General features: G+C 67.3%; 18 protein-coding genes. 12 read left to right on the top strand and 6 right to left on the bottom strand.

Annotated features, from left to right (window positions below):
- The first annotated feature begins 289 nt into the window (after positions 1-289).
- The 3 genes from F8O03_RS18580 to F8O03_RS02305 all read left to right on the top strand — a co-directional run bounded on the left by F8O03_RS18580 (position 290) and on the right by F8O03_RS02305 (position 2,815).
- Positions 290-667, top strand: coding sequence for an acyltransferase family protein (locus F8O03_RS18580; protein ID WP_151422209.1), 378 nt, complete (start codon positions 290-292; stop codon positions 665-667).
- Entirely contained in the window at positions 570-881 is a 312-nt protein-coding gene (locus F8O03_RS17965; RefSeq protein WP_167516419.1) for a hypothetical protein, read from the top strand. Before F8O03_RS18580 ends, F8O03_RS17965 begins: the two co-directional genes overlap by 98 nt.
- A 1,670-nt stretch (positions 882-2,551) precedes the next feature.
- Positions 2,552-2,815 (top strand): hypothetical protein, encoded by a 264-nt coding sequence (locus F8O03_RS02305; RefSeq protein WP_151422210.1) that lies wholly within the window; start codon positions 2,552-2,554, stop codon positions 2,813-2,815.
- Between the two features lie 80 nt (positions 2,816-2,895).
- On the opposite strand, the gene F8O03_RS02310 is transcribed toward F8O03_RS02305, so the two are convergent.
- On the bottom strand, positions 2,896-3,585 hold the full coding sequence (locus F8O03_RS02310) for a hypothetical protein (RefSeq protein ID WP_151422211.1): 690 nt from the start codon (positions 3,583-3,585) through the stop codon (positions 2,896-2,898).
- Positions 3,586-4,094: 509 nt separating this feature from the next.
- On the opposite strand from F8O03_RS02310, the gene F8O03_RS02315 reads away from it, so the two are divergent.
- From F8O03_RS02315 to F8O03_RS02355, 9 genes are all read left to right on the top strand, one after another.
- Positions 4,095-4,754 carry a hypothetical protein gene (locus F8O03_RS02315; protein WP_151422212.1) on the top strand — a complete coding sequence of 220 codons (660 nt, stop codon included), beginning with the start codon at positions 4,095-4,097 and terminating at the stop codon, positions 4,752-4,754.
- A gap of 118 nt (positions 4,755-4,872) precedes the next feature.
- The gene (locus F8O03_RS02320; RefSeq protein ID WP_167516447.1) at positions 4,873-5,451 is read left to right on the top strand and encodes a YdcF family protein; all 579 of its coding nucleotides are present in this window, start codon (positions 4,873-4,875) and stop codon (positions 5,449-5,451) included.
- 100 nt (positions 5,452-5,551) lie between these two features.
- A complete protein-coding gene (locus tag F8O03_RS02325; RefSeq protein ID WP_151422214.1) occupies positions 5,552-6,037 on the top strand; it encodes a PH domain-containing protein in 486 nt (161 codons plus the stop codon).
- A complete protein-coding gene (locus F8O03_RS02330; protein WP_151422215.1) occupies positions 6,037-8,526 on the top strand; it encodes a PH domain-containing protein in 2,490 nt (829 codons plus the stop codon). The genes F8O03_RS02325 and F8O03_RS02330 overlap by 1 nt, the downstream gene beginning before the upstream one ends.
- A complete protein-coding gene (locus F8O03_RS02335) occupies positions 8,523-9,260 on the top strand; it encodes a DUF2520 domain-containing protein (RefSeq protein ID WP_151422216.1) in 738 nt (245 codons plus the stop codon). The genes F8O03_RS02330 and F8O03_RS02335 overlap by 4 nt, the downstream gene beginning before the upstream one ends.
- A gap of 28 nt (positions 9,261-9,288) precedes the next feature.
- Entirely contained in the window at positions 9,289-10,143 is an 855-nt protein-coding gene (gene panC / locus F8O03_RS02340; protein WP_151422217.1) for a pantoate--beta-alanine ligase, read from the top strand.
- Positions 10,144-10,236: 93 nt separating this feature from the next.
- A complete protein-coding gene (locus tag F8O03_RS02345; RefSeq protein WP_151422218.1) occupies positions 10,237-10,932 on the top strand; it encodes an arsenate reductase/protein-tyrosine-phosphatase family protein in 696 nt (231 codons plus the stop codon).
- A gap of 130 nt (positions 10,933-11,062) precedes the next feature.
- On the top strand, positions 11,063-12,562 hold the full coding sequence (gene lysS / locus F8O03_RS02350; protein ID WP_151422219.1) for a lysine--tRNA ligase: 1,500 nt from the start codon (positions 11,063-11,065) through the stop codon (positions 12,560-12,562).
- 678 nt (positions 12,563-13,240) lie between these two features.
- On the top strand, positions 13,241-13,831 hold the full coding sequence (locus F8O03_RS02355; RefSeq protein ID WP_151422220.1) for a PDDEXK family nuclease: 591 nt from the start codon (positions 13,241-13,243) through the stop codon (positions 13,829-13,831).
- A gap of 147 nt (positions 13,832-13,978) precedes the next feature.
- Here the strand turns inward: F8O03_RS02355 and F8O03_RS02360 are convergent, their stop codons facing one another.
- The 5 genes from F8O03_RS02360 to F8O03_RS02380 all read right to left on the bottom strand — a co-directional run bounded on the left by F8O03_RS02360 (position 13,979) and on the right by F8O03_RS02380 (position 21,568).
- Positions 13,979-15,577, bottom strand: a complete 1,599-nt coding sequence (locus tag F8O03_RS02360; protein WP_151422221.1) for a hypothetical protein — start codon at positions 15,575-15,577, stop codon at positions 13,979-13,981.
- Positions 15,578-15,790: 213 nt separating this feature from the next.
- The gene (locus tag F8O03_RS02365; RefSeq protein WP_151422222.1) at positions 15,791-16,873 is read right to left on the bottom strand and encodes an aromatic acid exporter family protein; all 1,083 of its coding nucleotides are present in this window, start codon (positions 16,871-16,873) and stop codon (positions 15,791-15,793) included.
- Between the two features lie 145 nt (positions 16,874-17,018).
- A complete protein-coding gene (locus F8O03_RS02370; protein ID WP_151422223.1) occupies positions 17,019-18,620 on the bottom strand; it encodes a hypothetical protein in 1,602 nt (533 codons plus the stop codon).
- A gap of 301 nt (positions 18,621-18,921) precedes the next feature.
- Positions 18,922-20,628 (bottom strand): BCCT family transporter, encoded by a 1,707-nt coding sequence (locus F8O03_RS02375; RefSeq protein ID WP_151422224.1) that lies wholly within the window; start codon positions 20,626-20,628, stop codon positions 18,922-18,924.
- Positions 20,629-20,782: 154 nt separating this feature from the next.
- A complete protein-coding gene (locus F8O03_RS02380) occupies positions 20,783-21,568 on the bottom strand; it encodes an HAD-IIA family hydrolase (RefSeq protein WP_151422225.1) in 786 nt (261 codons plus the stop codon).
- Positions 21,569-21,625 lie beyond the last annotated feature (57 nt).

Consider the following 21,625-nt stretch of genomic DNA (forward strand, 5'->3'; position numbering starts at 1 on the left):
CACCCCAAAATGTGTGACGTGCGCACGGGAGTGCTTTCCATGCTCAGGATCCACTTCCAGTGGGCCCGTGTAGATCGGCGCCGGGTACAGCTGTTTGTTAGCCTCACATGTGCTCTTGAACTCCGTGCTGCGGTGTTGGCAGCGGTGTCATGAGCCCCGGTCTGAGCGCTGCCTGGCTGGCGCCTCGGGCAGATCCTCTTGCCTGCTAGATTCAGCCGGTGCCATAACGCTGCGCGATGCGCTCTCTACGCGCGACAATGCGCTGAATTTCGTTCGCCTCCTCCTCGCGATGGCAGTGATCATTCATCACGGTTACGCGATAGCTGGCGAGGTCGGCTGGGCTAATTCCTTCGAGATTGGCGGATGGGCTGTTTATGCTTTTTTCGCGCTCTCGGGATACCTCATCGCAGGTTCGCGCATGCGCCATGGCTTCGGTGCCTACATTGCGCACCGAGTTCTACGTATCTTTCTGGCGTTCTGGGCCGTTCTTCTAGGTACGGCGTTCGTGCTCGCTCCGCTCTCCTCCGCGCTAAGCGGGCAGGGCTACGTACTTCGGCGGAGCATACGTCGTGAAGAACGCGGCTTTACTGACCCTCCAACCGGGTATCGAGGGCACGCTCATGGGTGTGCGCATGTGGAATGTACCTCTGTGGACGCTCCCCTATGAGTTCGCTGCGTATGTGGTCATAGGTGTGCTTCTCTCTGTCGCAGTCGTGCGAAAGCGTCCTACTCTGGTGCTTGGTGCTCTCTCAATGCTCGCCATTGTTGCGCAGTTTTTAATGCGAGATATGGTGTGGGTGGAGAGCGCGGTTCTTTTGAATGCATTACAACTGGGTTCGTACTTCCTCCTTGGTGCCCTAATGTTTATAATTTCCGATTAGATTCGTCTAGATTGGTACATCTTCGCTATTGCGGTGATGGTGTTCGGCGTACTTGCGCTCGGTGGTCTCGCTCATGTGCTAGGTCAATTGCCTTTCGCCTACGTGATCTTCTGGCTCGGGTCTCGCTTGCCCATTCGTTTGGGTAGATCGAATGACATCTCGTACGGCCTCTATATTTGGGGGTTCCCTGTCCAGCAAAGTATTGTTCAATTGAGTGGCCTCAATTTCGGTGCACTCGGGTTCAGTGTCTTGGCCATCGTCGTCACTGTTCCAGTTGCCTTCCTCTCCTGGAGGTATGTTGAGAAACCCTCTATGGCCCTTCGGTGGCGTAGACCTCAGAAGCTGAGAGCAGGCGGTCCTAAACCTCCAACGGTCTAGATTCGGCGCGAGCTCCTTGCAACTGCACTCGGGCACCATCACTAGGCAGGTTCTTAGACCCGCTGGGATCCAATAGTCGTGCGGCCACTCTTCAAGAAGCTCACTTCCGTGCTGCCCCACCTGCCCTCCGCGAGCTGCTCTCCACCCGCGACAATTCGCGTAACTGCCCCCGAAGGTGGTTCGCGGCTGCTGTGATCCTGTGCCGCTCATTGACGGGCAGTGGACTCGAGAGTGGTCCGTTGCCGACCTAGGCACCTGGGCAGTCAACGACTCCTCGCGATCGGGGGATACCTGATTGCAGGATGCAAGATGCGCGCCGCTCTGCCCGGTCCCTTCTGGCGGACAGCGCTGCGCATCCTCCCCGTATTCTGAGCCTGCTCATCGTGACGGCATTCGTGGTGGGGCTCCTCGCGAAGGCCTCAACGGGGCAGTAGCTGGCGATAGGCTTCCTCAGCTACGACATCTCTAACTTCCTAGCCCGCGATTCCGCAGACCAATATCGATACCGTTCTGCGTGACGTGCCGTTGCCTGACCTCCGGAACGGGTTCCGCTGAAAGCTAGACGGTGAGTTCACCGCCTACGTCATTGGTGCACTCGCGCCGCACGTTCCGGAGGCGAGAAGCGGAGCGTCTGGCTCCTGGCAACTTAGCTGTCGTTACGGTCATGATTCAGCCCGCCGCGCCTGGGCCGCTGGTCGTTACGCAGCCCCTGACTGTCAACGTGCTGTCCTATATCGTCTTCTTCTTTGCAAGAGCGTTGCTCTTCTTCCTGTCCGCCGTAATCCGTCTCACGTGGTGGGCCCTCGCAAGGACTCTGGTGCCGCTGGACGCCCTGGCTCCCGCTGGCCTTGCCGAGTCCTGCGGACAATTGCCGTCTGGCTTGGCGGTCCTCCAGCTTGGAGTCGGATTCGAGTCTCGCTCGGGCGAGAGAACGACTTTTCATGCCGTCCTTACATCTGGGCTTGGCTTGTTAAGCAGCGAATTGTCTTGGCCGGCGCTCAAGCTCTCGGACCGTGGGTCAGTGCCTTGCTCGCACTCGTCTGCACGCTGCCGCTTGCCTGGCTGTCCTGGAAGGGTGTTGAGGAGCCGGCGATGCGGCTGCGGCACCTCGTGCCCGTCCGGGACATGTCAAAGGACCCAAGTCCCAGCTCGGCCTCGGCTCCGCAATCGCCTTCTTCTGCGGACGATCCTCGCTCCTGAAACCGGGCCCGCGCGACAGGAGTCCGGTGTCGGAATGCTGGCCGCAACCGCTGCTTCCGATCAAGCACGCAGGTGCACCACCGGGGGAGCTCATGCGTGGGAAGAACATCGTCGCGGCAGCCGTCGGCACAACAAGCACGAGCTTCTCGTTTTGGATCTCGGGCGGTGAAATCGGAGTCAGCGGTGGTATTGAGCTCGCGGGCTCAACCACGGACAGCGTCGACTTCGTGCAGACGACGGTGCCGATTGAGATCGCCGTTCGCTCTAGAACCCACTGCGACGCCAACCTCGACTTCAAGCGCAGCCCGACGGTCGCGCCCACCGCGGTCGCCTCAGCGCCGCTCCGCTGGGGCTGAGCGACGCTCAGCGACGACCCTGGCGCGCTGAAGTCGGCCGCTCGTGCCCTTCACGGGGTCGCGAGCCGTCGGCTTTCGCGTCAGAAGAACATCTCCAGCGACAACCGCAGTGCCTCCTCGGTGAGCAGCGCGGCCGTCGACAGTCCAGCCGTCGCTATCAACGCCCCGGGATGCGCCAGCCCGACCACGACGGCACGCAACCTAGGCTGCTGCGCGAGGAACGCATCCGGCACCCTCGAACGCAGCTGTGACGGATGCTCGCGCCAGCCGCGCAGCTTCGAGAGGAACCACGCGCACCGCAGCAGGAAAACGAGCCAGATGGCCAAGACCACCGGGAACATGAGGCCCGCGAACAGCTCGATGCCCGAGTACGTGATCTCGTCCTCGCGGTTCTCGGCGATGAGCTGCAACAGCGTCGACAGGCTGGCGCTCATGACCACAGAGACGGTCCAGGCCACGAATCCGACGATGAGGGTCACGAACCGCACGAAGAAGTGGCCGAACACGGAGTCGTGTGCGTCAAGGTGGCTGCGGGGCGTGTGCAGGAGGAGTGCGACCGTCGCCGAGAGCGCCGGCACCGACCCCACCATCAGGATCGCCACCCACGCCACCGTCGGCCAGTCAGCAAACCAGCCGATCACGGTCAGACCGCCGAAGACCACGAACCAGGCCCAGCTCCAAAGCAGCGGATGCGACACCAGGGCCGCCGGAAGCCGTCGGTCCGCGGCGTCGAGCAGGCGGTGAGCGGACGGCACCCGCGCGGAGTTCATGCGCCAATCGTATTGCCGCCACGTCGTAGCTGAGCCACCAATTCGTGTTCCAGGACAGGCGCAACGCCGTGCATTCTCGAGTGCCTTGACGGGATCCGAGCACGCCAAACGGATGCCGTGAAATCGACTAGCGACGAGTCCAGGGCACGAGCCCGTCCAGGCTTCTGGACCGCGCGCTCAACGGGCCCCGACCGACGCGGCCTGCTCGGTACAGCCGTCTGGTCCACGCCCATCGTCGACGCCGGTGTCCAACTCAGAATGATGATTCAGATCCGCCCCTTGCACGAAATCGCACAAGGGGGAGTTCTGCCCTGCGCTGGACCGCACCACTTCGGTTACAGTTGCCCCGGGGTAGCGAGCTGACGTGCCGGAAGCCCACCGTGTCGTAGGGGGAAACTCGACCCGGTGAGAGCAACCGCAACGCGAGGAAGACACGTGTCCTCCTCGCGCGCAGCTCAACGCCCCGACGGCGCCGACCGAACCTGGTCGGCATCAAAGGGGGAAACACAATGTCACTTGACGACGTCCGGAACACGCAGAACACGATCGACCGCCGCAAGGTCATCGGGGCAGCGGCCTGGGCCGCGCCGGTGATCGCGCTCGCGGTTGCCACACCGGCGGGCGCGACCTCGCAGATCCAGTACCAAGCGCACTCCGGATCCGGGGCCACCATCGCCTACGGCTCCTACCAGGGCTCCGACAACAGCCAGGAGTTCGGACTCCTCGTGCAGGTCGTCAACACCTACGTCATCCCGTGGGCGACCTTCAGCGCAAACATCCCCGGGCTCACCGCAACGGTCACGAGCTTCGTCGCGACCTACGACTTCCCGTTCGCGGTGGATGTGCAGGAGATGAGCTCAGATTGGTCGCTCACCGAGAGCGAGCCGGCGGGCGGACCCTTCACCTACACGTTCACGCCCAAGTCACTCCCACCGGCGCCCATCGAGATGCGCGAGCCGCTCGGAGACGCGACACCGAACGTCATTACGCCCGAGAACTCACTCATCGGGCCAAGCATGCTCGGGGTCGCGGTCAGTCCGCCGGCCAGCGGCACCACCATCACCGTGCCATACACGCATACGTTCGACTTCACCGTGGCCTTCCCGAACGGCACGACGGTCGACGACAGCTACACGTTCACGGGAACGCACGTCACCGCGCCCGAGTAGCAGGAACCGCCGCGTGGTGCATCCCCCGTCCTAGTTCGTGACTGCGGCGGGGGATGCGGTGGTCCACGCCCCACAGTGCCGTTTCTGCGCGCCGCACGACTCGCGTACGCTCAACCGCGTGAAACCCAGACGACGAGCGCGGAACAAGCGTGCGCTCGCAGCCATCGGCCTGGCGGTCGCGCTCGCCGTCGCCGTGGCCCTCGCGGGTCTTCCCCTCTTCGTCTTCCCCTCCATCGACGAACCGCGCGAGGTCGACGCCATCGTCGTGCTCGGCCCGCCGCGCGACGCCCGCATTCACGCCGCACAGCAGCTCGCCGCCGAGGGGTACAGCGACACCATCGTCATCGCCGTCGACGACTACGGCATCGACGCAGCCATCAACATCGACGCCTGCCCACCGGATGCGGCACCTGACGAAGCTGGACTCGTCACCCGCTGCCTCATCCCTGAACCCTTCACCACCGCCGGAGAAGCCATCATGGTGGAGCGGCTCGCAGCGGCCGAGGGGTGGGAGAGCGTCATGATCGTGACCAACGTCACCCACATCTCACGCGCCCGCATGATCTTCACCGACTGCCTCGGCGGGGGAGTTCTCGCGGTCGATGACGGGGCAGGCATCGAAGACTCCAACTGGGCGTGGATGTACGCCTACCAGTCCGCGGCGTTCGTCAAGGCCCTCGTCGCGCCCACCTGCTGAATCGCGCGGCAGTTCTCTCGGGGCCAGGCACGCCCACCCGCGATGTCGGCGGCACTCGGTACGGTAGATGCATGACGACACGTCGCAACGAGGGGGCAGCATGACCGCGCTCGACCACACCACCGTGCAGTGGCGCCGGGTGTCACCCAAGTACATCTGGTCGGAGCTCATCGGAGCCTTCTTCTGGGCCCTGGTCGCGCTCGCCGGCATCATCGCGATCCTCGTCATCCCGGACGTGCCGAAGTGGGTCGCCGTGTTCCCCGGCGCCGGACTCCTCGTCATCCTCATCTCCATCCCCTTCGAATGGCGCCGCGTGCGCGCCATCGGCTACCAGCTGCGCCAAGACGACCTCGTGTTCCGCCGGGGCCTCTTCTGGAGCCGCATGGTCGCCATCCCATACGGTCGCCTGCAGCTCGTCGACATCCAACGCGGCCCGCTCACCCGGATCTTCGGGCTCTCGTCGCTCAAAGTCGTCACCGCAGCCGCAGTCACGAACGTGACGATCCCCGGTCTGGGCTGGCAGGACGCGGAGAAGCTCAGAGACGACCTCGTCGCGCTCGCCGAGACCCGCCGAGCTGGCCTCTGATGAGCGCCCCAACCTCACCAGGCAACTGGCAGCAGCCGGGGCCGCCCCCGCCCATGGGCGGCGCACCGCCCGGTGCCCCGGCAGGGGGTCCGCCGCCGGGAACGCCGCTCGGGCAGGGCTCCGACCTCATCGACGGCGACTGGCACAGGCTCCACCCGCTGACGCCGCTCCTCCGTGTCGGCGTGTTCGTCATCGCCATCGGCGCCTTCCTCATCAACCAGTCGTGGCAGACGATCACGAGCTTCCTCTTCCCGCAGCTCGACGAGTACAGCGGTGCAGAGTACGACCCAACCAACATGGTGCTCCGCAACGAGGGCTGGCTCTTGTGGGTCGCGCTCGGCATCCTGGCCGTCATCCTCATCCTCGGGCTCTTCAGCTACCTGTCGTGGCGCTTCTCGCAGTTCCGCGTCAGCGACACGACCATCGAACTGCAGACCGGGGTGCTGTTCCGTAAGAGCCGCCAAGCGCGACTCGACCGCGTGCAGGACATCAACATCCAGCGTCCCCTGGTCGCTCGCATCGTCGGCGCCTCGAAGATCGAGATCGGCGTCGCCGGCGAAAACGCGAACATCCAGCTCGTCTACGTGCGCACGCGCGACGCCGACGGCATCCGCGCCGGAATCCTGCAGCGCGCATCCGGTGCGAAGCGCAACGAGCGCCAAGCCCAGGCGCAGGGGTACGCCAACGCCGGGCACGCAGGCGAACCGGGGTCAGCCGTCGGCGGCCCGTCCGCGCCCGGATACGGTCCCGCGAGCGGCTCGGGCGATGCGGCCTCGCAGCCCCAGCAGAAGCCGCCGACCGCGGAGCAGCTGCGCACGCGAGCATCCGAGTTCTTCGCCCAACGAGTCGAAGAGCTCACGAGCCCAGAACTCGCCCCGGGCGAGGCCGCACCACAGTCGGTCGTCCGACTCCCGCCGTGGCGGCTCGTCGTCGCCAACCTCGTGAACCCGTGGCTCGTGGTCATCCTCGTAGCCCTCATCGCCGGCCTCATCGTCACGTTCACCTTCGGCTTCTGGTGGCTCCTCTTCTCGATCCTGCCCCTCGGCGCCGTCTTCTTCGCCGTCACCGTCGGCCAGATCCTGCCGTCGCTGAACTACAGCATCGCGGCCACCCCGGACGGCGTCCGAGTCGGCCGCGGGCTCCTCACCACCAGCAACGACACGGTCCCACCCGGGCGCATCCACGCCGTGCAGGTGTCGCAGCCCCTCTTCTGGCGGCCCTTCGACTGGTGGATGGTGCGCATCACCCGCGCCGGCACCGAACAGGTCTCCTCAGACGGGTCACAGAACCAGGCCGCGCTCACCCGCAACCTCGTCCTCCCCGTCGGCACCCGCGCCGAGACCGAACGCGTCCTCGCGCTGCTCCTGCCCATGCTCGTCGACGACGAGGTCCGCCGACTCATCGAACTCGGCATGTACAGCAAGGGCGACGACAACTACTTCGTCACCGCCCCGAAACGAGCGGCATGGATGCGCCCGTTCTCGTGGAAGCGCCACGGGTTCCGCCTCGACAACCGCGCCCTCTACCTTCGCTTCGGCGCGTGGTCGCGCAAACTCACGATCATCCCCGCAGAGCGGATGCAGTCCATCGGCCTCGACCGCGGGCCCATCGGCTACTTCGCCAACGTCGTCAACCTCCACGCCCACACCGTGCTCGGCCTCGGAGTGACAACGCGTATCGGCATGGTCGACGGCAGCATCGGCATCCGACTCTTCGACGACGTCTCCGCCGTCGCCATCCGCGCCGCGAACCTCGACACCTCCCACCGCTGGCGGGAAGCCGCCACGCTCAGCGCCATCGCAACCGCGCGCATGCGCGTCGCCGACGCGGCGGCGCGCGGCATCCCCGTCGACAGCCAGACCACCGCCGTCCTGCAAGCCGAACGCGAGTACCAGCATGCGCTCGCCCAGAGCGGTCTGCAGGAGACCTCCACACCACCCGTCGCGCAGCCCCAAGCGGCACAGGACGCCGCTCCGGCCCCGGACCTGTCCCGTATCCCCGCCCAGTTCGGCTCCGCGGGGTCCGCGGCCGCGGGAGCCCCCGCGCAGCCTGCGCGGTTCGAGTCCACCGGAACCCCGATGCCGGATGCGGTGCCGCCCGCGCCCTCGCGGATCGGACCCGTGCCGGGCGCGCCGGCGAACGGGGCCTGGGCACCGGTCTCCTGGGAGCCCGTCGCCACGACGCCGGCCGCCCCAGAATCTGGTATCGACACGACACCGACACCGATGCAGACCCCCGCGACGATCGGACCCGCACCGGTCGGTGCCGCGCCGCAGGTCCCGAGCGCGCCGCGCATCCCGACCCCACCGACCGGACCGGCGCCGTCAACCCCGTCTGGCCCAGGCGGCACCGCGCCGGCCGAATCGCCGGTCGGCGAAGCGCCGCAACCGCTCACGCGTCGCCAGCTGCGCGAGCAGCGCCAGAACGGGATCATCCCGCCATCGGATCCAGCACCACACCGCGAGCAGGCTTCGGAGGACGGCGCGTGACCGGCAGAGAAGGGCGCCTCGGCATCGGCCTCGTCGGAGACTCGCCCACGGGACTCATCGTCGCGACCGCCCTCGCCGCGGCAGGCCACGCGCTCGTCGGCGTCGCCACCGAGTCCGAGGAAGCCAGCGACCGCGCATCCGCGATGCTGCCCGGCGCCCCCAAGCTCACGCAACGCCAAGCCATCGAGCGGAGCGAACTCGTCATCCTCGCCTACGAAGACGCAGAGCTCGAAGCCCGCGTGCTGGAACTCTCCGAGACGAAGGCCTGGGTTGCAGGGCAGCTCGTCCTGCACACCGTCGCCGGCCGCGGCACCGCAGTGCTCGGCACCGCCCTCGACCGAGGCGTCATTCCACTCGCCGTGCATCCCGCCATCGAGATCACCGGCACGAGCCTCGACCTGCACCGCCTCAAAGAAGCGTGGTGCGCGGTCACCGCACCCCGCCCAGTGCTCCCCATCGCGCAGGCCCTCGTCGTCGAACTCGGTGCCGAACCGGTCATCATCCAAGAACAGGACCGCCCCACCTACGCGGAAGCACTCCACACCGCGACCGAGTTCACCCGCTCCATCGTGAAGCAGGCGACCGAGCTGCTCACCGGAATCGGCGTCGAGAACCCAGGCTTCATGCTCTCCAGCCTCGTCCGCTCAGCCGCGGACAACGCCCTCAGCGACGCCAACCCGCTTCCCCTCGACCCGCTCGACGGTACGCTTCCTGAGGCGGACCCGCGCTCGTAGCAGCAACCGCCGGTTCCAAGGAGGGCACTTGCCACACGTTCTGACCACGATCGCCGAAGCCAAGGAAGTGCTCCCGGAGATCGCGAAAAGCGACACCATCGCACTCGTCCCCACGATGGGCGCCCTCCACGACGGGCACCTCTCGCTCGTCGACATCGCCAAACGCAGCGCCACCAAGACCGTGGTCTCCGTCTTCGTGAACCCCATGCAATTCGCGCCAGGCGAAGACTTCGAACGGTACCCGCGCACGTTCGACGATGACCTCGCCAAACTCGACGAAGCGGGCGTCGACTACGTCTTCGCGCCAGCCGTCAACGACATGTACCCCGACGGCGTCAAGCAGACGCGCGTCGTCGGCGGATACGCGGCCGGACTCCTCGAGGCAGCGCATCGCCTCGCGCACTTCGACGGCGTCCTCACCGTCGTGACCAAGCTCTTCAACATCGTCCGCCCGAACGTCGCCGTCTTCGGCGAGAAAGACGCGCAGCAGCTGTTCCTCGTGCGCCGCCTCGTGCGCGACCTCAACCTCGACATCGACGTCGTCGGGGCGCCCATCGTCCGCGAAGACGACGGCCTCGCCCTGTCCAGCCGCAACCGCTACCTCTCCACCGAAGAACGCGCCGCCGCGCTCAGCCTCGTCCGCGCCCTCACCGCCGCAGCATCCAACGGCGACCGCGGGATCCGAGAGATGATCTCCCAGGCTCAAGGCGCGCTCATGGACGAGAAGCTCGTCAAGATGGACTACGTGTCCATCGTCGACCCCGAGAGGTTCACGCTCGTCAACGAGGCCTACACGGGCAAAGCGCTCGTGCTCGTCGCCGCCAAGGTCGGCACAACCCGCCTCATCGACAACATGAGCGCGTACGTCGGCGAGTACCGCTAGCCCGCCACGACCCGCGCCGCACATCCGCACAACCCGACGCGCATCCAGCGCGTCGCTAGGCTAGAGATCCGCCGACCCAAGGGGAACACACACATGAGCTTTCGCATCCTGACGGTCTGCACCGGCAACATCTGCCGCTCACCGCTCGCAGAGCAGCTCCTTCGCGACGGCCTCAAAGACCTCCCGGGCGTCACCGTCGAAAGCGCCGGCACCGGGGCCCTCGTCGGCAGCGGCATGCCGCAGCAGGCCCTCGCCCTCGCCGCCCAGTACGGGGTGACGGACGCCGAAGCCCACATCTCCAGGCAGCTCACCGAGGACATCGCCCGCAGCGCAGGCCTCGTCCTCGCGCTCTCCCGCGACCACCGGCAGCGCATCGTCGAGCTCGCCCCCTCCGTCGTGCGACGCACCTTCACCCTTCGCGAGTTCGCGCACATCGCCAGCCAGGTCACCGCCGAGGACCTCGAGGAGACCTACGAAGCTCCAGGCGCCAGCTCAAGCTCGCGCCGCTCGCGCCGCGAAGCGCTCGACAGCACCAGCGACGGGGCCGCCGGCGGCGCCTCCGACCAGGACATCGCCGCCGCAGCCCTCGCCGCCGCAGTCGGCGCAGCAGCACCGCTGCGCGGCGTCGTCCCCCCACTCGAGAACGCCAGCGACTACGACGTCGTCGACCCGTTCCGCCGCTCCGACGAGACCTACCAGCGCTCCGGACGCGAACTCGTGCCCGCCGCCGAGACCATCGTCGCCTACCTCGAAGGTGTCGTCGACTGGGCCAGGGCGCGCACCTCGTAACCACGCCGAGGCCCGCCGGTTCGCGCGACGGCTCGAAGTGCACCAAACTGGGGGAGTGCGTTTCCGAGCGCCGTTCGTCGCGCCCGGGACACGCACCCACACCCAGACGCACGAACCGCAAGGAGCCCGAATGGCCGACGCGCCCACCCAAGACGCACTCTCCGAGGCGGAAGCCTCCGAGCAGAAGCAGGTGCGTCTCGACAAGCGCGCGCGGATGCTCGAGTCGGGCATCGCCCCCTACCCGCTGACGCTCCCCATCACGCACACCATCGCCGAGGTGCGTGCCGCCCACGCCGAGCTCGAGGACGGCGCCTCCACCGGCGAGCGAGCCGGAGTCGCGGGACGCATCGTGCACCTCCGCAACACCGGCAAGCTGTGCTTCGCGAGCATCCAATCGGGTGACGGCTCGCGCATCCAGATCATGCTCTCGCTCGCAGTCGTCGGCCAGGAGCAGCTGGACCTGTGGAAGGACTACGTCGACCTCGGCGACCACATCTTCGCGGCCGGCGAGATCATCTCCTCGCGTCGCGGCGAGCTGAGCATCATGGCCGACGAGTGGAAGATGGCCTCCAAGGCCGTTCGCCCGCTCCCCAACCTGCACAGCGAGCTCAGCGAGGAGACGCGCGTCCGCCAGCGCTACCTCGACCTCATCCAGCGCCCCGTCGCCCGGGACGTCGTCGTCGCGCGCGCGAAGACCAACGCGTCGCTACGCCAGACGTTCGCGAACCACGAGTTCCTCGAGGTCGAGACGCCCATGCTGCAGACCATGCACGGCGGTGCCGCGGCCCGCCCGTTCGTGACGCACTCGAACGCCTTCGACACGGAGCTGTTCCTGCGCATCGCGCCCGAGCTGTACCTGAAGCGCGCCGTCGTCGGCGGCCTCGACCGCGTCTTCGAGATCAACCGCAACTTCCGCAACGAGGGCGCCGACTCGACGCACAGCCCCGAGTTCGCGATGCTCGAGGCCTACCAGGCGTACGGCGACTACAACTCCATCGCCGACCTCACGCAGGAGCTCGTGCAGAACGCGGCCCTCGCCGTCTCCGGTTCGCACGTCGTCACGTGGACGGACGGCACCGAGTTCGACCTGGGCGGAAACTGGGACCGCGTGTCCATGTACCCGTCGCTCTCCGAAGCCGCCGGTGTCGAGATCACGCCATCGACGCCGCTCTCCGAGCTCCTCGCCCTCGCCGAGAAGGTCGAAGTCGAGGTCAGCCACCCCACGCACGGCAAGCTCGTCGAAGAGCTGTGGGAGCACTTCGTGAAGGACCACCTCACGCGCCCGACCTTCGTCATGGACTTCCCCGTCGAGACCTCGCCGCTCACCGCATCCCACCGCTCCATCCCCGGCGTGGTCGAGAAGTGGGACCTGTACGTGCGCGGGTTCGAGCTGGCCACGGGCTACTCGGAGCTCATCGACCCCGTCGAGCAGCGCGCCCGCTTCGTCGAGCAGGCCGCCCTCGGTGCGAAGGGCGACGTTGAGGCGATGCGCGTCGACGAGGAGTTCCTCACGGCCCTCGAGCACGCCATGCCCCCGTCGGGCGGCATGGGCATGGGCATCGACCGCCTCCTCATGGCCATCACGGGCCTCGGCATCCGCGAGACGGTGCTCTTCCCGCTCGTGAAGTAGCCCGCAGCCATCTGCCGGCAGCCGCCGCCCGCTTGGGCGGCGGCTTCCGGCGTCTTCCGGCCTCCCCGTACCACCTCCCGCGAGTTGCCCCAAAAGGTCACCATCGCGAACTGCCGCCCGCGAGCTGCCTCAGACGGTGGTTGCGGTGCGCCGGCAGCACCCCTTTCGGGCAACTCGTGCCGCGCTGCGCGGGTCACGGATGCTCCGGTCTTCTCTGCAACGCCAGCAAGAGGAAAAGGAGGCGCATCCGGGCCACTTCGGTGCCGCAGCGGCTGTGGATGGGCGCTGTGCACAGCTGGACCCGACCAGCGTGTAGGAGCTCCGGCGGAGTCGTACCGTGCCGAGATGAGAACGAGCAAACCCCTGCCAGAGCCATTCGAAGGCGTACCATTCCGGACGGCCGATGGCCTGGTGTCCGGGCTCACTCGCGGAAGGCTTCGCGCCGCCGCGAAGGTACGAGTCCACCACGGCGTGCGGGCGCAACGAGCGCCGCGCGACGCACGCGAACTCGACCTTGCGTATGCCCGCTGCATGCCGCGCGACTCGGCCTTGGCCGGCATCTCTGCACTCCGATACTGGGGGCTCCCGCTGGCTCGTCACCTCGAGGATCAGATGCTGACGCATGCCTGTCGGCCGGACTTCCATAGGGCCCCGCGGGGCAGGCGCATCAGGGGAAGCGTGATTGCCAGCGATCTCTTCGACGTGAGAAGCCCGCGCGGCTTCGACGTCGTCTCGCCGCCGATCGGCTGGGCGCAGGCGGCGATCTCGATCGACGAGCGGGAGCTTCTTGTCGTCGCAGATGCCATGCTCACCTCGTTCGACGGCTATCCCGGGCGCCGCTTCGGCGGGCCGCTGGCCTCCGGCGCGGAGCTGAAGGACCTGGCCGAGCGGTGGGTGGGGCGGCGCGGGGCGAAGCCGCTCAGGAGAACGGCGGAACGAGCTCGGGCCGGCTCAGAGTCGCCCGGCGAGTCCCGAACCAGGTTCGTCATGCTTGAAGCGGGGTTCCCCGAACCGATCCCGAATCACTGGGTGCTGCTCGAGGAGGACAGACGAGCACGGACCGACCTTGCCTATCCGGAGCTCAGGATCGCAATCGAGTACCAGGGGGAGTACCACTTCAGCCCCGAGCAAGTCATCGACGATCTGGAGCGCATCCGTGAGTTGCGACTGATGGGGTGGATCGTGATCCTTGTGACGAAGCGCGACATCCGCAACCCTGGGGCATTCCTCGCAGAACTGCGCGCAGCGCTGGCCGCTCGAGGCGCTTGATCTCCGGTGCGCAAGCGCCATCCGGTGCGTGCGCTCTCGAGTTGCCTCAAATGGGCGCCAACAGTCCGTCCCGGCGACCCGTTGGGGCAAGTCGCGCCTCGCGAGGTGGACGAGGGGGCCTGGGCGGAGCCACGCCCAGCGCATCCGCTAGCAGGTGGTGCTGGTGATGATGTAGCCACCGCCGTAGAAGGAACCGGCAGGCTGGTGGTAGCCCCATACATTGAGGTCGATGGCGTTGGAGATGCCGGTGACGGCGGCGGGGAGTGTTGCTCCGCCGCTGTCGAGGTTGCCGCCCCACGCGTAGACGCGGCGGTCGGAGCCGAGCGCGAGGTAGGTGCCGTCGGATGCGAATACCTTGACGGCTTGCACTCCGCTCGCGAGGGCGCGGGCGGCCGTGGTGTAGGCGATGCCGCTGGCGCTGGCGGCGAAGAACTGCGTCACGGCGCCCGCCGCGTTGATGTACGAGCCGCCCGAGTAGTTGCTGATGGACCAGGTGTTGAACGTCGAGACGCCCGTCGCGCGCTGCGTCCAGTTGGCGCCACCGGTGGAGCTGCTGAAGGCGCCTCCGGAGCTGTACAGGCCGCCGTCGTTGGTCAGTGCGAACACGGCGGAGGGGCCGGCTTCGATGGAGCGGATGGATGCGGGGAAGCCGGCGCGCGGGGTCAGCGTGTGTGCTGCGGTGCTCCACGTCTGCACGGAGCCGTTGGCCATGAGGACAGCTCCGCCGAAGGTGTACGCGGTCTCGCGGACCGCGTAGCTGCTGAACTGTGTCGCTCCTGCGGTGCCGGCGATGAGCGTTGCGGCGGCGGTCGCGCCCGTGTTCGCCCACCAGTAGAGGCCGGCCGATGTGAGGACGTACGAGTATCCATCGTTGGACTGCGCGTCGATGACGTTCCCGGAGATGCCGGTGACGGGCGTCGTGGTGAGGGGGCCGGTGCCGGTCCCGTTCCGGTACCACTGGTAGACGGCGGCTCCCGTTGCGCCGGCGGCGACGCCACCGGCACCCGCGTTGCTGGCCTGCACGGAGGTCCAGCTGTCGACGAGCCTGACACCGCTCACGTTCGTGCCGCCCACGGCGAGGATCGAGTGGTTCGGGGCCTGGGTGCCCGAGTTGTTGCCCCAGATCTGCACGGACCCGCCCGGGCTCACGATAACGGCTGCATTCGAACCGATGGACACTGTGCCGGTCGCCGCCTGGTCGCCGGAGATGGCACCAAGGGTGCCGGTCGTGATCCCCGTCATCGCCACGGTCGAGAACGTGGGCGCGGTGGTTGCGGGTCCGACGCTGCGGCGCAGTTCGGTGACGGTGCCCGGCGAGGGGTTGACGTCGCCGAAGACCTGCGCCGGAGACACTTGGGCGTTCACGGTTCCGGTGATCGCGTAGGAGCCGGCGGGGCCCGTGACGGTGAAGGCCGGGACGTTGACGACGCCGTCGGCGACGGTCGTGACGTTGGCCGTGGTGCCACCGGCGGTGAAGGTGAGTCCGGCGGGCAACTGGAGAGAGACCGGCGTTCCGACCGGGGCAGCGGCGCCGCGAAGCGTCACGCGGAAGCGAGCGGTGCCCGCAGACGTCGCCACGCAGCGGGTGGCGGAGAAGTCACTGAGGGGTGCGATGCGGAATTCCCGCGGAGACGCCGCCGCGCTCGGCGCGGACGCCGCGACGGCGATGACGGGCGCTGACCACGCCGCGCCCCGGATGATGGTGCGTCGATTGATGCGGTGGTCTTGAGGCGTTGCGGAGGTCATGCGCGAGTACTGCTCCAGATCGGGGGATGCGGCGGGGGAGCCTCAAGGCGGGCCGCTGGGGCACTCGAAAGGCACAAACGGCTCAATCATAGTCACGAGACCAACTTTTCAGTCGGCGAATTTCGATCCGAACGGGTTGTCACTTGCCGGAAGACGGACATCCAGACAAGACCCGCATCTCGGGCCGCTGACGGCGGCCAGTCGGGTCGGTCGTCAGCTCTCGGAGCTCGCGTGCTTCTCGCCGTCGACGCGGTACTGGACCTCGGTGACGATCTTCCTGAGCGCGTAGATGGTGACCGTCCGGCGCTGACTGGGTGGGTCCCACCCAGTGTGGTGCTTGAATTCCAGCTGCTGCAGATCTTCGAGGGCGGTGGATGCGGCGCTGAGTCGTGGGGAGAGGTCGTCGTCGGGGTCTTCCCACGCGCGCATGACCTGCGCGATCTGCTCGCCCGCCGCGGCGAGTGCCCGACTCGACTCCGCTTGCGCCTCGCTCCAGGACCGCTCGAGGAATGGCTCCTGCAGTTCGGCGATGTGTCGGACGATGCGGCTGAGGCTGTCGAGCTGGCCTTGGGCCGAGTTGCTGTCGAACTTCGACCGGAGTCGCCGCGCGTTGCCTCGCAAGTTGTCCTGGACTTCGCCGACGAGGGACTTGGCGTCGGTGAGCTGAGTCTCGAGGCGACGAAGCGAGGCACGCCAGTCATCGAGCGCGTCCTGGGGGAGCTCCTCACCGGGGAGCTCGGTGGCGCGTTTGATGGCATCGGCGGCCGCGGTCTTGACCGTGCCGAGGGCCTCGAGCGCCTGTTTCGTGCCGGTCGTCGGCGGGATCAGCAGGTTCAGTCCCACGCCGATGGCGGCTCCCACGGCCATCTGCACGACGTAGCCGATCGAGAAGCCGTCCGGGTTCGCGCCGCCGACGACGAACACGAAGAGCGCCGCGATCGGGATGTAGTCGCGTCCAGCCCCGAAGGCGGGGATGCCGGCCAGCAGCGTCCCGACGCCGACGGCGACGGGAACGGCGAGCGCCACGGGGGTCCCCAGGGTGACGAGCGCACCGGATGCGAGCACGCCGAGGAGCACTCCGACCACGACCTGCATGCTCGACCGCACTGATCCGGCGACGGTCGGCACGCTTGCGACCAGCGCGCCGAGGGGCGCGTAGTAGGCGTACGCGTTGGCTTCCCCGGGGACGAGGTGTCCGGCGTACCACGCGAGGGTCGCCGCCGCTGCCGTCTTGGCGACGTGCAGGAGCCGGGACGGGGTGATGGCGGGGAGGAGGGCGCGGACGATTCTGTGCATCGACTCAACTCTGGCGGTTGCGACTTCGAGTGCGCTCAGGGTTGACACGCGCCGAGAGTTCGGGGTGCGAAGTCGCATCGACGAGTTGGCGAGCACCGGAGCGCGCACTCCTCCCGTCCGGCGCCGTGTCAACGTGCCCGAGGAGTCAGCAGACAGTGCCTTCGATGACGTAGCCGCCGCCGTAGTAGCTGCCGGCGGTGGGGTGGTAGCCCCACACGTTGAGGTCGATGACGTTGTCGCTCGGGACCAGCTTCGGGTTGCCGCGCGTGCCGTTGTCGAGGTTGCCGCCCCACGCGTAGACGCTGCCGTCTGAAGCGAGCGCGAGGTAGGTGCCGTCGGATGCGAAGACCTTCGTGATGGCCTTGCCCGTGGCGTCGGCCGTCTTCGCTTCGGCCTTGAACGCGTAGTCGACGCTGATGCCGGGGATGCGCGTGGACGCGTGGAACTGCATCATGGTTCCGGTGGACGTGATGTAGAGGCCGCCGACGTAGTTGCGGATCGCCCACGACGCGAACGCCGCGACGTTCCGCGCGCGCCTCGTCCAGGCGGCGCCCCCAGCTGAGAAGCCGAATGCGGAGCCGCTCGTCCACAGGTCGCCGTTCGTGGTGCGCACGATGATGGCACCGGAGTTGGCCTCGACCTGCGCTATGCCGGTCGGCGCGCCTGCCACGGTCGTCAGGGTGTGGCCGTTGGTCCACTGGCGGATCGCGCCGTTCGCGAAGAGGACTGCACCGCCGTGCACGAAGCTGGTCTCGCGCACGCCGTAGGTGCTGATCGCGGAAGCGCCTGCGGTGCCGGAGATGAGGGTAGCGGTGACGGTCGTGCCGCTTGTCGCGTTGCCCCAGTAGTGGAGGCCAGCGGTGGTGAGCACGTAGCTGAAGCCGTCGTTCGACTCGGCGGCGATGACGGTGCCGGTGATGCCCGTGACCTTCGCGACGACGGGGGCACCGGTGCCGGTCCCCGTGCGATACCACTGGTAGACCTCGGTGCCAGTCGAACCGGTCGCGACCCCGCCGGTAGAAGTGTTGCCGTCCTGCAGCGAGGTCCACGCGTCGACGAAGGTCATGTTCGTCACGTTCGTGCCCCCGTACTGGAGGGTCCCGGGGGCGCTCTGGTCGGCACCCACGTTGCGACCCCAGTAGCGAACGAGTCCGCCGGCGACAAGGACGGCCGCGTTCGAGCCTGCGCTGCTGTTCGCCTGGTCTCCGGAGATCGCTCCAACAGTTGCGGTCGTGAGGCCGGGAACGGTCGACCAGTTGATCTGGGGTGCGTTGCTGCTCGACGTTCCCACGTCACGCGTGATCTGCACGACCTGGCCTGGGGATGCGGTGATCGACCCGTACGCGTAGGCGACGACGCCCTCGTACGTGGCGGTGATCGTGTAGGCGCCCGCGGTGCCGGTGGCTCGGAAGGCGGGTACCCGGGCGACTCCACCCGCGCCGATCGTGACGTTTGCTGTGCGGCCGCCTGTCGTGAACTCGAGCCCGACGGGCAGCTGTATGGCAACGGTCCCGGTGGTTGGCGCTGGCTTCTCGCCGATGGTCGCCTCGAAGCGAACCTGCCCGGCGTCGACGGTGCCGCATCGGGTGGCGCCGAACCCGGTGAGTCCCACGATGAGCGGCTCGTTCGAGGCCGCGGCGAGCGGCGCGCTCGCGAGCGCCGCAAGCACGGGTGTGGTCCAGGCTGCGGTCGCCATGACGGTTCGGCGCGAGAGGCGGCTCTTGGGGTCGGGTGCTGCGTGCGTCACTGGGGCTCCTGGGCTGGATCGTGTCCAAGGTGGATGCGCGCGACGGCGGGTCCGTGCGCCTTGGCGGCCAGGCAGATGACTTCTGGCGGCGAGGACGGACGCGATGGCCGTGCGGGTCTGGGTGCCACATGAGAGAGCACCTACCAACTGGTCGGGTATGGCTCCAGGTTGCCAGAAGTGAACGACGTCCACAATTTCTCGGAGGACTAAATCAGTGGCCTATGCGTGACGGAGAGCAACGGAGAAGGCGGGGCGGATGCCTGCGCATCCGCCCCGCCTTCGGTCCCGATTCGAGTCCTGACTATCGTTCGGTGGGGCTCCCAGGGCTCGCATCCGTGTCAGGCGAGGATGCGGCAGCGCCCACGATGGGCATCTGGTTCGTCTGGGGTCCGGCGACCGGCACACTCATGACCGGCGCCCTCCGCAGCCACGGGAACTTCGGCCGCTTCGGCTCACGCTCGACGGGCTCTTCGACTTCGAGGCCGTAGAAGTCGCCGATGTGTCCGAGCAGCGCGGCTCGCTGCGCGCGTTCGTACGCGCGCTTCTCGCGGGCGAAGGCGATGGCGGTCGAGAAGCAGGTGAGGATCAGGATGACCGAGAAGGGCAACGCGATCATGATCGCCGCTGTCTGGAGAGCCGTCAGCCCGCCGGAGAGCAGCAGCGCCGTGGCGAGGACGGCAGTCATGAGAGCGAAGAACGCGCGCACCCAGTTCTTGGGCTCGGCCTGCCCGCCGCTCGCCAGCATTCCCATGACGAGTGCGCCGGAGTCGGCGGAGGTGATGAAGAACACCGCGATGAGCAGGATCACGCCGAAGGTCAGCACCGTCCCTGCAGGCAGGGTCGCGACCATCTGGAACAACGCCCCCTGCACGTCGAGCTCCCCGTTCGCGTCGAGGAACTGCGTCTCGCCGGTCAGCTCCTGGTAGATGGCCGTCCCGCCGAGCACCGAGAACCAGAGGAACGTCACGAGCGTCGGCACGAGCATGACGCCCGTCACGAACTGGCGCACTGTCCGGCCCCGTGAGATGCGCGCGATGAACACGCCCACGAAGGGCGCCCACGACATCCACCAGCCCCAGTAGAACGTCGTCCAGCTCGCCTGCCACGCCTCGCCTTCCGCGCCCTGGTAGGCGCTCACGTTGAAGGACAGCCCGACGAAGTTCTGGACGTAGTGGCCCATCGACTGCACGAAGTCCCTCAACAGGAACTGAGTCGGACCGACGATCAGGATGAAGAGGACGAGCACGCCCGCAAGCACCAGGTTGGTGTTCGAGAGCCACTTCATGCCCTTGCCGACCCCGGAGAGCACAGAGAAGAGCACGAAGGCGGTGATGACCGCGATGATCGCCACCGACGAGGTCGTCGAGGTGGTCAGTATGCCCGCAGCTTCCAGTCCGGAGCCGATCTGCAGCACACCGAGCCCCAGAGACGTCGCAACGCCGAAGACGGTTCCCACGAGCGCGACCACGTCGATGAGATTTCCCCAGCCGCCGCGGATGCGCCTTCCGAACATGGGTTCAAGTGCCCAGCGGATGCTCACGGAACGACCTCGGCGGTGGATCGCGTATGCGAGGGCCAGCCCGAGCACGATGTAGATCGCCCAGGCGTGCACTCCCCAGTGGAGGAAGGTCTGCGACATGGCCTGCTGCGCCAGTTCCACCTCAGTGCCAGTCACGCTCGGACGTGGCATGAGGAAGTGGCTCAACGGCTCACTCACCCCGTAGAACACGAGACCGATGCCCATGCCGGCGGCGAAGAGCAACGCCAGCCAGGACATGTTCGAGAACTCGGGTTCGTCGTCGTCCTTGCCGAGCTTGATGTCTCCGTACTTGCCGAAGCCCACCCAGATGCTGAAGACGACGAAGAACGCGGCGACGAGGACGTAGTACCAGGAGAAGTTCTGGATGATCGAACCCTGGATGGCGTTGAAGGTGCTCTCGGCGACGCTCGGGGCGATGATCGCAAACCCGGCGAAGGCGAGGATGATGATGGCCGCGGGCCAGAACACCCACCGTTTGATCGCAGGTGGGACCCGTTTGTCAGTGGCAGATGCAGCCGTCAGGCCAGGGGAATCTGGTGTAGGGGAGCTGGAAGTCACTGCGTCAATGGTACGCGAGCTCCGAGAAATCGCTAGTCGGCCTAAGTATTCGGGTCGGTGACCGTCAGGCGGGCTCGGTGCGCACCAGCTCGTGAACGCCCGAGATGATCTCGTCCGGGCGGAACGGGTAGCGCTCGATCTCGCGCTGGTCGCTGATGCCGGTGAGCACGAGCACGGTGTGCAACCCGGCCTCCATGCCCGCGACGATGTCCGTGTCCATCCGGTCGCCGATCATGGCGGTGTTGTGCGAGTGGGCGCCGATCTTGTTGAGCGCCGAGCGGAACATCATCGGGTTCGGCTTGCCGACCACGTAGGGCTCGCGGCCGGTGGCCTTCGTGATGAGCGCCGCGATCGCACCGGTCGCCGGCAGCGGGCCGTCGGCGCTCGGACCCGTGGCGTCGGGATTGGTCACGATGAAGCGCGCGCCGTTGCCGATGAGGCGGATCGCCTTCGTGATGGCATCGAACGAGTAGTTGCGCGTCTCTCCCACGACCACGAAGTCTGGGTCGGTCTCGGTCATGATGTAGCCGGCCTCGTGCAGGGCGGTGAGGAGTCCGGCCTCGCCGATGACGAACGCCGAGCCGCCTGGCAGCTGCTGCTTCAGGAAGTCGGCGGTTGCGAGCGCCGAGGTCCAGAGTCGATCCTCCGGAACGTTGATGCCGCCAGCGCGCAACCGAGCTGCGAGGTCTCGCGCCGTGAAGATGGAGTTGTTCGTGAGCACCAGGTACGGGGTGTCGTCGCGCTGCCACTGCGCGAGCAGTTCCACCGCGCCCGGCAGTGCTGCCTGCTCGTGCACGAGCACGCCGTCCATGTCAGTGAGCCAGCATTCGACGTTCGAGCGATCGACCATGCCCTCAGCCTAGGTGGACCCACCGACATCGGGGCGGTCGAGTCCAGACTCGCCGGG

Origin of the sequence: Pseudoclavibacter terrae, from assembly GCF_008831075.1 — a bacterium.
In the GTDB taxonomy this organism is placed as follows: domain Bacteria; phylum Actinomycetota; class Actinomycetes; order Actinomycetales; family Microbacteriaceae; genus Pseudoclavibacter; species Pseudoclavibacter terrae.

Coding starts and splice junctions, on each gene's coding strand:
- F8O03_RS02380 (WP_151422225.1), bottom strand. CDS start 21,568: ATGGTCGATCGCTCGAACGTCGAATGCTGGCTCACTGACATGGACGGC.
- F8O03_RS02315 (WP_151422212.1), top strand. CDS start 4,095: ATGTCACTTGACGACGTCCGGAACACGCAGAACACGATCGACCGCCGC.
- F8O03_RS02360 (WP_151422221.1), bottom strand. CDS start 15,577: ATGACCTCCGCAACGCCTCAAGACCACCGCATCAATCGACGCACCATC.
- F8O03_RS18580 (WP_151422209.1), top strand. CDS start 290: ATGGCAGTGATCATTCATCACGGTTACGCGATAGCTGGCGAGGTCGGC.
- F8O03_RS02310 (WP_151422211.1), bottom strand. CDS start 3,585: ATGAACTCCGCGCGGGTGCCGTCCGCTCACCGCCTGCTCGACGCCGCG.
- F8O03_RS02365 (WP_151422222.1), bottom strand. CDS start 16,873: ATGCACAGAATCGTCCGCGCCCTCCTCCCCGCCATCACCCCGTCCCGG.
- F8O03_RS02330 (WP_151422215.1), top strand. CDS start 6,037: ATGAGCGCCCCAACCTCACCAGGCAACTGGCAGCAGCCGGGGCCGCCC.
- F8O03_RS02325 (WP_151422214.1), top strand. CDS start 5,552: ATGACCGCGCTCGACCACACCACCGTGCAGTGGCGCCGGGTGTCACCC.
- F8O03_RS02345 (WP_151422218.1), top strand. CDS start 10,237: ATGAGCTTTCGCATCCTGACGGTCTGCACCGGCAACATCTGCCGCTCA.
- F8O03_RS02305 (WP_151422210.1), top strand. CDS start 2,552: ATGCGTGGGAAGAACATCGTCGCGGCAGCCGTCGGCACAACAAGCACG.
- lysS (WP_151422219.1), top strand. CDS start 11,063: ATGGCCGACGCGCCCACCCAAGACGCACTCTCCGAGGCGGAAGCCTCC.